Source organism: Chryseobacterium vrystaatense, from assembly GCF_000737765.1.
GTDB classification, from domain to species: domain Bacteria; phylum Bacteroidota; class Bacteroidia; order Flavobacteriales; family Weeksellaceae; genus Chryseobacterium; species Chryseobacterium vrystaatense.
Genome location: NZ_JPRI01000001.1, coordinates 1,114,368 through 1,126,327 on the forward strand (window position 1 = coordinate 1,114,368; position 11,960 = coordinate 1,126,327).

Consider the following 11,960-nt stretch of genomic DNA (forward strand, 5'->3'; position numbering starts at 1 on the left):
TTATTTTATAGTGGCTCTTTCTGCTTCTGTAAAGGATTTGGACTGCATCACAAACTTTTTTACGTAAGTTTTCAGAGATGCGTTCTGCTTGCTGTAATTATTGATAATGAAAGCTTTATCATCTTTAATGCCACCACGATATCCTACTATTTTTGGAATGTTTTCCTGAACACTCAATCTGATTACGCGAAGTTCTATATTGTTCGGATTGTTTTTGATAATGCTTTCAAGACTTGTTGCACCGGTTTTTACAAGGGCTTTTCTGTTCTTTTTAGCAATCTTAGCTTCCATGATCTGTGCAGCGGCTTTGTAGCCTGTGGTTACGGCATCAGAACCGGATTGTTTTTCTGCAAGATTGATGAACGCCTGAGTGTTTTCGTTAGATTGATTGGCTTTTGCATAGCTGTTTCTTAAAGACTCAAGGTCAGTCTGGAAGAAAAGGATAAAAGCGGTTACAAGAGATAGGAGAAGTTTCATGAAATTATTTTTTATAGCTTACAGACATTTTTAATGCAATAGTCTCGCCAAAAGAAGTGATATTTTTTACTTTAACATCTTCTTCATTTTCAGTAATATCCAGCTGAAGCTTCAGATCAGGTGTTTCAAACGGGTTGATAATCGCCATGAATTTTACATTCGAAGCGGTTTTTAAAAATAATTTTGAACCGGTGAATTCTTCCGTAAGTTCTTTTACGATCTGCATCATACAAACTCCCGGCGTCACCGGATTGCCCGGAAAATGGCCTTTGAAAATATCATGATCTTTATTTAAATGAATATAAGCGGTATAACTTTCGTTTTCTGCTTTTTCATAAGATTCTAAAGTGTAAAAGTCTGTTAGGATAGTCTGCATAAAATTATTTTTTCATGTTAAATGTATAATAAACGCCCGTTTGAAATGTTACATTCGTATGGTCGCTATTAATGTGTACAAAGCCTTTTTTGATTCGGGCCTCTACTCCGAAATTCTTCGTAATATCATATCCTGCTCCAAATAAGAAACCTAAATCAGCCTCTGTAGGAGATTCAACGTTTTTATGATCGGTAAGGAGTTCTAATGTCGGACCGAAATGGATATTAAACTTATCGAAATAAAATTTATTGACTACGGCCGCTCCCACATATGAAACACTTACAGTTTTAGAAGCTACTGAAGGATCCTGGCTCTCATATTTTGCTCCCTGACGGGTATAATAAATTTCCGGTTGGAGGGCGTAGAATTTCGCAAATCGTATATTCGCCTGAAAACCTATATAAAAATCGATTTTCGATTTGATGTCATAGGAATTGCTTCCGTTATGATAATAATTTTGATTATCTACATAATACCAGTAGTCGTGAGCAGGACCATCGGAAAGATGGGAAATATTAGCACCCACCCGTATTCCCGGATTGAAAGTTACCTGAGCCAAAGACAGACCTGAAATTAGGACAATGGCCAAAAGTAGAATTTTTTTCATGTTAATTCTGTTCAGTTTCGGTTATTTGAAATAGTTTTATATTGATCTTAAAATCCTTATGCTTCAGATTCAGACTATCCGCGAAGATATGTTTTTTTGCTGCAAAAGTGAAATCGATTTTTTCCTTATTCTTCTTCGTATAAATGATATTTTTCAGCAGGCCGTTCTCCTTGTTGAAAAACAGATAGTAAGCCTTCTTGTCAGCTTTTGACAGATATATTTTAGAATCATCATTTTCAAAAGATGCATTTACAGGATATTGCTTTCTCAATAGCTCACGGAAGTCATTCTTCAAAAAATTAATGACAATCTTTTTATCCAAATCGGGAAGCACATAATTCAGCTTAAAATCATTTTCAGAAATCTCAAAATCTATTAATTTATTTCCGAAATCAGAGGTCATCGCTACACGGTGGCTGGTTTCATTCAGTTTTTTGATGATCAGAATTCCGCTTACATGATTCTTATAAATATCCATCTGACATTTATACACATAATCTTCACCGGATGAAAAATATAAATTCTCAACCGTTTTCTCAGAAGTCTGAACAGGTTTTGCATCTGTAAGCCGGTAGCTTTTACAGGAAACCAGCAGCACAATAACCAGACTATAAACTAAACTCTGAAGCTGCAATCGATGCATTGATCTTGGTGTTTTTGAAAACAATATTCGTGGTATCTCCTGAAGCTTCCGTCATGTTCACCTGCGAAACCGTAGATTGATTTTTTGGGAAGTGGAGCTCAATCTGTTTGATATACTTCAGTAATTGGGCAGATTTCGGGATGAATTTTGCCACATTGAAGTTTCCGTTTTTATAATAAGATACTGTAAACTCAGGATCGCTGAACATTTTTCCGTTGGAACTTCCTACAATCAGCTTATTGATCTTTTCAAACGTCTTACTTTTTGCATCTACAGACGATTTCTTTCCCTGATCGTTAATGAAGATTTTACTGTCTTTAAAAACAATACTGTACTGGTAAGGTTTGGTATACTTCCAGCTCAGCATATTGGGGGATTTTAGAGACATCTTTCCATAAGTAACAATGTTCTTATCCAGAAAATCCATTTTTTTGGTCTGGGTAAAATCGCTCTGAAGTGTTTTGATCTCCTGGGTTTCAGAAGATACTTTCGTCACAAATGCTTTAGCTTCCGCTCCGGACATTGCTGTCATCTGTGCAGAAATGAAACCTGAAATTAGAAGAAATGCTCCGAAAGCAATATTTTTAATCATTTTTCTTTTGATTTTGTAATTGAATCGACCGTAAATGTCGAGTATTTTTTATCCTTCAAAAATAACAATAAATCTACCAATACCTTATACGTCTTTTCAGAGGTGTCATGAAGAAGAATGATACTTCCTTTCTTCAGACCTTTGGTAACTCTTTTATAGATTTTCTTTTCATCGTCTGTAACGGTGTCCAATGAACGGACATTCCAGCCGATGCTTTTTTTATGAGTTCTTTTAACAGCTTTCGCAATACTGGGATTGGTAACCCCGAATGGAGGGCGGTACAAGTCAGTTTTAATCTGGCCAATTTTTAAGATGATTTCGTCACATTTCTCAATTTCCTCAGTCATTTTTGAAGCAGACAAAAAGCCTGTATTGTTGGAATGTGACAGCGTATGATTTCCAATAGTATGACCTTCGGCAATAATACGCTGAAAGGTTTCCGGATATTGTTCTATCTGTTTTCCGATGCAGAAAAAAGTTGCTTTTATCTGATGTTCTTTAAGCAGATCCAAAAATTGAGGAGTGAATTCAGTAGGTCCGTCATCAAAAGTCAGTGCAACTTCATTTATTTTTGTTCTCTTTCGGATAATGCTATCAACGAAGTATCCCAGTGTAATATCAAATGATCCCCAGACCACTACGAAAGAAAAAGCCAGAAAACCAGCCAGATAAACCCAGAAACTTCCATGAAACGCATAAATGAATGCATTGCAGAAAAGATAGAATAAAATGAATGGGTAGTGCTTCATCTTCTGTTATTTTGAATTGTACTTATCTTGCTCTTATATTAGGCAAATGTACAAATTCGATACTTTGTCCTTTATTGAGCTTTTTCCAATAGCATAAGACTGTGATCACTTCCTCCCAGATGATTGTAAAGAAGGATATTTTTAACTTCTGCTTTTTTTTCTGAGTTAATCATCATGACTTCAGGGATTTGCTGTCCTTTAAGAATATGGCAGGCCATAAACGTTGAAAAGCCACTTGCTGTATTAAATTCACCACTCAAATGTTTATAATAAAGGAGAGATGAATTTTGAAAAAGATCCATTGCTTTTGTATAATAAACATCTGATTCTCTATCGCCGCTAAATCCTAAGATCACAGCGTCGATATCTTCACTTTTTAAATTGTTTTTGGCTAAAAAATCTCCAACGAATGACTGGGTTTCCTGCAAATCCAACCTGTTGATGATCTGAATATCTCTCAGCTTAGCGTAAGCATTTTCCGTTTTGTCTTTTCCTAAAACAAAAAAAGCGGCACCTTCACCCCAAATCACCCCATCCGTCTCAGAATGCAGATAATCAGCAGGAAGATCATCCTCTTTTTTGATGGTATTATTGAGACAGTACAGTTCCATCGTTCTGTTGGTTTGTTCATCTGCAGCACCTACAAGAACATTTTCGGCTTCTCCGTCATTGATCTGCAGTTGGGCATCCAGAAAAGAGAATTCCAGAGATGAAGACGTATTGACATACGTGAAATTGTATGCGTGGCACTGAAGTCCCAGAGCAATCTGCCCTGCAACGGTATTGTGAGTGGATTGAATAAAGAATGTGGGAGTCAAAAACTCTTCGTTATTATCGATCACGTTTTTCAGAAACTTTTCAGAATCCTGTGAACATCCCATTCCTGTTCCTACAATAATAGCATCCGGTTTTTCGATTCCGGCTTCTTTTAAAGCGTAATGCGATGCCACGGAGCTCATTTTTACCGTTTTAGACATTCTTCTGCTCATCGCAGGGGGAATGAATTCTTTATAGTTAGGTTCTACAGCTTTTAAGATCTGAACAGATTGGTCAGCCGTAAGGCCCTGAAAAAAATGATCCTTTAAAGTGTCCTGTACAGAGATGCAGGATGCACTGTTGATGTATACTGCACTCATGATTTTGAAAATATTAAGGTAGAACAGTTACCACCGAATCCAAATGAATTGGATAGAACATGGTTAATGTTTTTCTCTTTCAGTTCTGTAACGGGAGTTAAATCAAACTCTTCCATTTTCGTTTTGAAATTCAGGTTGGGAAAAATCGTGCTGTGCTGCATGGCTAAAATAGAGAATACAGCTTCAATGCCTGCTGCTGCTGCCAGTGTATGTCCTGTAAAAGCTTTGGTAGAACTGAATTCAGGAACCTGTCCTTCACCAAATATCCTGATCATGGCAATCCCTTCGGACAGATCATTATTGGGAGTAGCTGTTCCGTGAACGTTGATATAACCGATGTCCTCTTTGGCTAATCCAGATATTTTTAATGCCTGCTGCATCGCCAGAAAGGCTCCCTGTCCGTTTTCTGAGGAAGCGGTCTGATGATGGGCATCATTCGCATTTCCATACCCGGAAAGATAGGCCAGTACTTTTTTGTTTTCTTTTTTTACAACCTCATCAGATTCAAGAACGATAAAGGCTGCGGCTTCTCCAAGATTCAAACCTTTTCGATCATTGTCAAAAGGAGTATTGTAAGAATCCGTAAGGATCATCAGGGTATTAAATCCGTTTAAAGTAAATTTTGAAAGGGAATCTGTGCCTCCCACGATCACACGGTCCAAAACTCCGTTTTTGATCAGTTTAGCTCCCATCATAATAGCATTAGCCGCTGAAGAGCATGCTGTGCTGATGGTAGAAACCATACCTTTTAATCCAAGATAATCGGCAATAGCCAGCGAGGAATTTCCTGCATCATGAGCGTCGATATATTTTTGCTTTTCAGGAAAATCTTCGTAAGAGTAGAAATATTTTTCAGTGATGTCCATCCCGGCTACACTGGTGGAAGAGATCAGACCGGTTCGGTATTCATTGATATCTGAAATTCCGGCAGATTCTACAGCTTCTCTTGCTGCAGCCATGCCTAATAAAGATGTTCTTGTTACATTATTGTCTTCAGGCAGCTGAAGTTTCTGCACAAGGTCTTCATTAGACCTTTTTATTTCACCTGTTTTTATAGTTCCGGCATGACGGGTTTCAAACATCTGGATGTCCGAAATTCCGTGTTTTCCAGTTTTTAATGAAATAAAATTTTCCTCCACGTTGTTTCCGATGGAGGAAATGATGCCCATTCCTGTTATGGCAATTTTTCGACTCATTTTATTTTAAAATGTAATAATGTATCAATCTACCAGTGTAACAATATTGGCAGACTGGTAGATTGATACATTGCTAGATTGAATAAATTATTTCGTTCTGTTGTCTTCAATGAACTGAGCCATCGTATCGATAGACTGGAAAATTTCCTTCCCTTTTTTAGGATCGGCTAATTTAATTCCATAATCTTTATCCAAAAGAACAATAAGTTCAAGAGCATCAATAGAATCAAGACCCAATCCACCTCCGAATAAAGGATCTGTGTCTTTGATCTCTTCTACAGCAACGTCTTCCAAGTTAAGAACTTCAATGATTTTGTGCTTTAATTCTGTTTTTAAGTTTTCCATAAGATAGATTAATAGTGTACCAATGTATTTAATGTACCAGTGTAACAATGCTTGAGTGTATCCATTTCGATCTTTAGACCTGTTACATTGCTAGACTGTTATATTGTTACATTGTTATTTTATTTTTATAAGGTTAGCAAATATACAAAAGCTTTATAATTTTCCTGATAAAGTTCCGTCCAGCCACAGAGAACTTTTTCTGCTTTACCGGACAGCAGGATCTGTTCTGCATAGTTGTTTAAAAAAGATTCATCAAATTCGTCAAGAACAAAAAAAGCATTCTCCGTCTGCATTTTATGTCTAATGCTGATCTCGCCTACACAGATGTTAGGTAAGGTGTAAACAAATACGGCCGGACTCGGAAAGTAATTTTCCTCCGAGTTGATACTTTCCTGATATTTAAAATCTGTATCCAGACTGGATGACCGGTTGGCAAGAATCACTGCCGTTCTGCTGTGGTCTTCATCTTTTAAAATCATTTCTGAGGCGAGAAAAGCAAGCTTGCTGAGGTTATCCATCTTGTGAAATTTGGAATAATTAAGTTCTAAACTTTTATAAGCTTCTTTCGCAAAATCGTGAAATGTTTCCGTCTGGCTTTCAAAAACAGGATGTCCGTTAACGGTTATTTTTGAGTGTTCTATCGTACAGCTGTCAGTTTTCTTCATCATTTTCATTTTAACATGTTTCTAAAATAATCGCTGCATTGCATCCACCGAATCCTGAGGCTGTTTTTAAAATGTACTTAACAGGTGCAGACTGATTTTCTGTAATAATATTCAAAGGTTGAGAAACTCCCGTTTCTTCAAAATTTTTAGAGGGAATCAGTATTTCGTGGCGGGCGCTTTCCATAGAGATGATACTTTCCAAAAGACCCGATGCTCCTAAGCAGTGGCCATAATATCCTTTCATGCTGTTCAGTGGAACATGCTGAAGTTCCATTCTATTGAAAGCAATCGCTTCCATCTCATCATTGTAAATGGTGGCGGTTCCATGCGCAGAAATAAAGTCGATCTGTTCAGAGGTGATATTTGCTTCTGTTATTGCATTTTTAATACTTGCATACAGTCCATCACCCGTTCTGGAAGGTCCGGATATGTGATTGGCGTCATTGACTGCTGAATCACCCAGTATCTTAAACCTGAATTTTTCGTTTTCGTTCGGGACAGAGGTAATATAAACCGCTGCTGTGGCTTCACCGATATTGATTCCGTTTCTGTTTTTATCATAAGGCTTACATGGTTCTGTTCCGATGGCCTGAAAAGAATTGAATCCTGAGATCACAAACTCTGAAACTTCATCACCGGCAATCACGAAAGCATCTTTATACTTTCCGGCCTGAATCATGTTTTTGGCAACAGCAATGGCCATTACGCCCGAAACACAAGCATTGGAAACGACAATAGGTTTTGTTTTAAATCCAAAATGATCAGCAATCTTTTGTGCTAATTTCGAAAGGTAGACTCCTTCAGGTAATACAGTTTGATTTTTTAATAAGCTGATATTTCCCTTGGTAGTAGATAATATGAAAGCAGTTTCTTCTGTAATTTCATACTTTTCAACAAGGGGTTTAAGACTCAGAAGAAACATTTTTTCCAGTCTTGTGAAATTAAGACTTCCAAAATTGTTTTTAAATTCTTCTTCAAGTTTTTCAGTATCAAGAATAGAAGCATAGAAAGCCTCCTGATTGTTGATCACTTTATGTAATGTTACTCCTGATTTTCCTTCGACCAGATGATTCCAGTTGGAACTTACATCAAATCCTAAAGGAGTAACGCAGTTGTAATCGGTAATATAGATTTCTCTTTTCATTATAATCCCATTTTATCTTTCCATGCCTGAAAAAAATCAGGATTATAAAGACATAAACTTCCATTACTGTCCAAGAAAACCTGAATGGTTTCTCCACTGCATACGAGCTGATCATCCTGATTGAACAATTCATAAGTATAGATCAGTTTTGCAGATACCGAATTCACAAACGTGGTAACGATCCGGAACGTTTCTCCATATTTTAAAGGAAGGAAATGTTCACACGTACTTTTTACGATAGGTGTCACATACCCTTCTCTCTGAATATCAAGATATGTAAGCCCGTGTTCTCTTCCGAAAGCTTCTCTTCCGTCTTCAAAGTACACAATATAATGTCCATGCCAGACAATACCCAGCGGATCAGTTTCATTAAATCTTACCCTTACTTCTTCCGTACAGGTTAATATGTTTTCTTTAGACTGCATTTTGTTTTCGTTCGTAAAAAATAGAAATAGTAACCATTGCAATATAGAATGCAAAAAGGAATGCCAGTTCTTTGGCAATTCCTCCGATACCGCTATTTCTTAAAATAATATCATAATAGGCGTTCAGTCCCCAGTTCATAGGAGAAAATTTAGCCACAGTCTGCATAAATTCCGGCATTAAGAATACGGGAACCCATATTCCACCGATTGCGGCCAGAACTACCACTGAGGTGGCTCCAAAAGGCGCAGACTGTTCCTGTGTATCAGCAATAGTTCCGAGTAAAACACCAAATCCAATAGCTGCCAATCCCGAAAATAGGGTGACTACAATAAGCTGGAACATTTTTCCGGAAACATCGAATGCCGGCAGATCCATATATGGGAAAAGATAGATTCCTACCGCTACCATCAGTAAAAACTGAATGATGCAGATGATCAGATACGTAAATGTTTTTCCTAAAATATGAACAAAATAAGGGGTTGGGCTGATCCTCGCTCTTACGCTTGTGCCTTGACTTTTTTCCTTGACTAAATTAATAGAAAGCGGAACTACGATAAAGAAAATCGCAAAAAGAGTCCATGCAGGAACATTATGCTGAACGGAATTCGGCATTACGTCCATGACCCCTTTTTTCGGAGTGATCTCTTTGAAACTGATGAGGTTTTTGTTTTCATCAAGATTTTCTTCGGTGCCGAGCTGGTCCTGAAATGCTTTATAGATCTTTTTGTTTTCGATCTCAAAAACCATTTTATTCACGGAATTCATTACCGAATTTTTGAATCCTGCGTTGGTGGCAGGGTCAAAGTAGAGGTGGATTTCTTTTGCTTTTGGTGCTGTTTTTTTTACAGCGGCGGAATCCCCTTCCAATCCAAATGAACTTACAATTGTCTGAACCTTGGAATCAATATTTGAATTTAAATCTTTCGTTAAATTTTCAGGAATGACAATCGCCATTTGGTACTCTCCGGAAAAAACAGCATCCTGCGCTGATTTTTCATTATAATTCGTCAGGAGCTGGAATGTTTTGCTGGTTTCCAGTTCCTTTTGTATGTTTTTGGATACCTCAGACTTGTCATTGTCAATGAAAATAATTGGGATTTTTGAACCTTCAAGATTTTTGAAAGTAGAATCCTGAATTAAAGTGATTGTTACAATTAATAATAACGGCATGACGAAAATAATGACTATTCCCCCAATATCTCTCTTCAGAAGAAGGATTTCCTTCACGAAGCTTCTCCAAAGTTTATACAACAACATCTCTTAATTCTTTTCCTGTTAATGATATGAAAACGTCTTCCAGGTTTTCAGCGTTTGCGATCTGCGATACCAGTTCTTCCGGTGTTCCTACGGCGTGGATTCTTCCTCTGTCGATAATAGCGATTTTTGTACAGAACTCTTCTGCTTCAGAAAGGTGGTGGGAGGTATAAATGATACACGTTCCGTTTTTATTCAGTTCCTGTAAGAAATCAATGATTACTTTTTTAGACTGAACGTCAACACCTACGGTAGGTTCATCCAGAAATAATACTTTCGGATTGTGAAGTGTTCCTGCGATCAGGTTGCAGCGGCGTTTCATTCCTCCGGAAAACTGTTCTACCTTTTTATCCGCAAACTTTGAAAGTCCCATGATATCCAAAGATTCGTCGATGGTCCTCTTAAGTTCTTTATGCTTTAATCCATACAGACTTCCGTAAAACATTAAATTTTCTTTAGCGGTAAGGGTAGGATACAGGGCATACTCCTGAGGTACGATTCCGATAATTTCTTTGATCTTGAAGCTGTCCTTCTGAGGAGACAGACCACTGATGGTAAACTGTCCTGAAGTAGGTTTTATCAATCCGGAAAGCATAGAAATAAGGGTAGTTTTCCCGGCTCCGTTAGGTCCCAGGATTCCATAGATCTCGTTTTTCCCGATATTCAGTGAGATGTCATTGACAGAAAACTCCTCAGAGTTTTTGTACTTTTTATACAGATTCTTAATCTCAATCATATTGTCCGCCATATCAGATTGCTTTTCTCAGTTTTTTATAGAAAGCCTCTTCCAGATCAGCAATATGGAGCATAGATTTTGAAAGGTTGTTATAAATATCACTTTTTGAATTCCTGTTTTTGTAAACACGGGCAATATCTACGGCAAAATCTCTCCACAAATCTCCGATAGCCGTAATTTCTTTGGACAGTTCTTTTAATTCATCGTTTTTAAGAATGACTGCTGCTTCCTGAAGAAATGCTCCGTAGATAAATCTAAAGCCTCCGCCTCCGGTGCCAATCTCTTCCTGCATTCTGATCAGTTGTCCCAGATAATGGTTAGTGACTTTGGTGCCTTTCTTTTCAGCCCATTTCGGGATACTTCTGGCCACCCATCTCATCGCTTTTACACCGATCAGAGGAACCGGAGCCAGCATATTTTTGCAGGTATCTTTAATTCCTTTTTTGATGGCTTCTTCGATGTTTACATTTTCAGGGATATAAGTAGGATAGTACATATGTCCTTTTGGAGGCAGTGCCCCTTTGGCATATCTTACCTTTTCCAGTTCAGCTTCAGATAATGAGGTTGTATAATCCATTACCGGATCGCTGATCAGAAATTTTCCGTCTTCTTTTCCATAAACTACAAGATTGTGGGCGTTGAAGTGGAATTTATATTCTTCAGGAAAATAGGTAAGGTTAAAAACTCCTACCTGAAGTCCTGTCGGGATATTCTGTTGTAAGTTTCTTTCCAAAGCGGATTGTGCCTCTTTGGGATTAGAAAATTTTTCTCTTTTGATTTTAATTCCCAATCTTTTCGCTGCTTTGCTGAAAATAGCACCGGGCATCGGACGATAGCTGAACCCTGGAGCGAAGTTGACTTTCAAAAATGGCAGATAGACAAAAAACAATCCGGAACCGATCCCGAAGATCATAGGTTCGCTGAGTTTTAAGCCTCTGTTGAGTAATAGATTGGAGGCAACACCGTTTTCGCAATGCGCGGTCTGATGGTGTTCAAAGTTAAGTTTCATTTGCTGCTTTTATCGTTTCATTGGGGAAATGAAATTCGGCATATCGCTTATGCTTCATTTCAGTATTATTTTCCGTCAAAGTTCTTTAATTCATCCACTGAAATTCCGAATGCATCGGCATATTTCTTCAGTATACTTTCGTTTAGTGTTTTAAATACTCTTGGTTTTGCGTGTCTTTTCACTCTCCACTGCCACATTCCGACATAAGAAGAGAGTACGCTGAGATCCATTTTATTCAGTTCCATGAAATAAATAATTGGACTTACTTTATTTTGGGCAACATCCTGTCTGGCTTCTTCAATTCTTTCATAAATAAGCTCCATAGATTCTTCCAGGGCTGCTTTTTTAGCTTCCCAACCGATGCTGTTTGCCGTTGTATAATTGTCGTTTTCGTCCGTCACATACAAGACTTCAGTCATGTTTGCTGACTTCAGATTACTTTCGTCCTGAGGCAGGTCTTGTTTTTTCATGTAAACAGTATTATCATTTTACTTTAAGATGAAAAATCGTTCACCTTTTTAATTGTTTTTAATCAGTTGGCTAAAATAGTGAAAATACATTATATGTAAATCATATTAAAATAGAATGCCCAAAATCAGCTGTTT

Annotated in this window: 16 protein-coding genes; all 16 read right to left on the reverse strand. The window is 37.6% G+C overall.

Annotated elements, in window-relative coordinates; all coding sequences use genetic code 11:
- Nucleotides 1-477, reverse strand: a complete 477-nt coding sequence (locus IW16_RS05135; protein ID WP_034740328.1) for a hypothetical protein — start codon at nucleotides 475-477, stop codon at nucleotides 1-3.
- 4 nt (nucleotides 478-481) lie between these two features.
- Nucleotides 482-853, reverse strand: coding sequence for a 3-hydroxyacyl-ACP dehydratase (locus tag IW16_RS05140; protein WP_083536076.1), 372 nt, complete (start codon nucleotides 851-853; stop codon nucleotides 482-484).
- 4 nt (nucleotides 854-857) lie between these two features.
- On the reverse strand, nucleotides 858-1,460 hold the full coding sequence (locus tag IW16_RS25605) for an outer membrane beta-barrel protein (RefSeq protein WP_051889926.1): 603 nt from the start codon (nucleotides 1,458-1,460) through the stop codon (nucleotides 858-860).
- Between the two features lies 1 nt (nucleotide 1,461).
- Nucleotides 1,462-2,103 carry a hypothetical protein gene (locus IW16_RS05150; RefSeq protein ID WP_034740330.1) on the reverse strand — a complete coding sequence of 214 codons (642 nt, stop codon included), beginning with the start codon at nucleotides 2,101-2,103 and terminating at the stop codon, nucleotides 1,462-1,464.
- Complete coding sequence (locus tag IW16_RS05155) at nucleotides 2,069-2,695, reverse strand: LolA family protein (protein ID WP_034740333.1); 627 nt, start codon at nucleotides 2,693-2,695, stop codon at nucleotides 2,069-2,071. Before IW16_RS05155 ends, IW16_RS05150 begins: the two co-directional genes overlap by 35 nt.
- On the reverse strand, nucleotides 2,692-3,444 hold the full coding sequence (locus IW16_RS05160) for a polysaccharide deacetylase family protein (protein WP_034740335.1): 753 nt from the start codon (nucleotides 3,442-3,444) through the stop codon (nucleotides 2,692-2,694). Before IW16_RS05160 ends, IW16_RS05155 begins: the two co-directional genes overlap by 4 nt.
- Nucleotides 3,445-3,515: 71 nt before the next feature.
- Nucleotides 3,516-4,580 (reverse strand): beta-ketoacyl synthase N-terminal-like domain-containing protein, encoded by a 1,065-nt coding sequence (locus IW16_RS05165; RefSeq protein WP_034740337.1) that lies wholly within the window; start codon nucleotides 4,578-4,580, stop codon nucleotides 3,516-3,518.
- Entirely contained in the window at nucleotides 4,577-5,776 is a 1,200-nt protein-coding gene (locus IW16_RS05170) for a beta-ketoacyl-[acyl-carrier-protein] synthase family protein (RefSeq protein WP_034740339.1), read from the reverse strand. Before IW16_RS05170 ends, IW16_RS05165 begins: the two co-directional genes overlap by 4 nt.
- Nucleotides 5,777-5,863: 87 nt before the next feature.
- Nucleotides 5,864-6,121, reverse strand: a complete 258-nt coding sequence (locus IW16_RS05175) for a phosphopantetheine-binding protein (RefSeq protein WP_034740340.1) — start codon at nucleotides 6,119-6,121, stop codon at nucleotides 5,864-5,866.
- 125 nt (nucleotides 6,122-6,246) lie between these two features.
- On the reverse strand, nucleotides 6,247-6,789 hold the full coding sequence (locus tag IW16_RS05180) for a 3-oxoacyl-ACP synthase (RefSeq protein WP_117590627.1): 543 nt from the start codon (nucleotides 6,787-6,789) through the stop codon (nucleotides 6,247-6,249).
- 7 nt (nucleotides 6,790-6,796) lie between these two features.
- Nucleotides 6,797-7,930, reverse strand: coding sequence for a beta-ketoacyl synthase N-terminal-like domain-containing protein (locus tag IW16_RS05185; protein ID WP_034740342.1), 1,134 nt, complete (start codon nucleotides 7,928-7,930; stop codon nucleotides 6,797-6,799).
- Complete coding sequence (locus IW16_RS05190) at nucleotides 7,930-8,355, reverse strand: acyl-CoA thioesterase (RefSeq protein ID WP_034740344.1); 426 nt, start codon at nucleotides 8,353-8,355, stop codon at nucleotides 7,930-7,932. The genes IW16_RS05185 and IW16_RS05190 overlap by 1 nt, the downstream gene beginning before the upstream one ends.
- Nucleotides 8,345-9,613, reverse strand: a complete 1,269-nt coding sequence (locus IW16_RS05195; protein WP_034740346.1) for an ABC transporter permease — start codon at nucleotides 9,611-9,613, stop codon at nucleotides 8,345-8,347. Before IW16_RS05195 ends, IW16_RS05190 begins: the two co-directional genes overlap by 11 nt.
- The gene (locus IW16_RS05200) at nucleotides 9,600-10,358 is read right to left on the reverse strand and encodes an ABC transporter ATP-binding protein (protein ID WP_083536075.1); all 759 of its coding nucleotides are present in this window, start codon (nucleotides 10,356-10,358) and stop codon (nucleotides 9,600-9,602) included. Before IW16_RS05200 ends, IW16_RS05195 begins: the two co-directional genes overlap by 14 nt.
- A gap of 1 nt (nucleotide 10,359) precedes the next feature.
- Nucleotides 10,360-11,355 carry a BtrH N-terminal domain-containing protein gene (locus IW16_RS05205; RefSeq protein WP_034740348.1) on the reverse strand — a complete coding sequence of 332 codons (996 nt, stop codon included), beginning with the start codon at nucleotides 11,353-11,355 and terminating at the stop codon, nucleotides 10,360-10,362.
- Nucleotides 11,356-11,420: 65 nt separating this feature from the next.
- Nucleotides 11,421-11,825, reverse strand: a complete 405-nt coding sequence (locus IW16_RS05210) for a hypothetical protein (RefSeq protein WP_034740350.1) — start codon at nucleotides 11,823-11,825, stop codon at nucleotides 11,421-11,423.
- Between the last annotated feature and the right edge of the window lie 135 nt (nucleotides 11,826-11,960).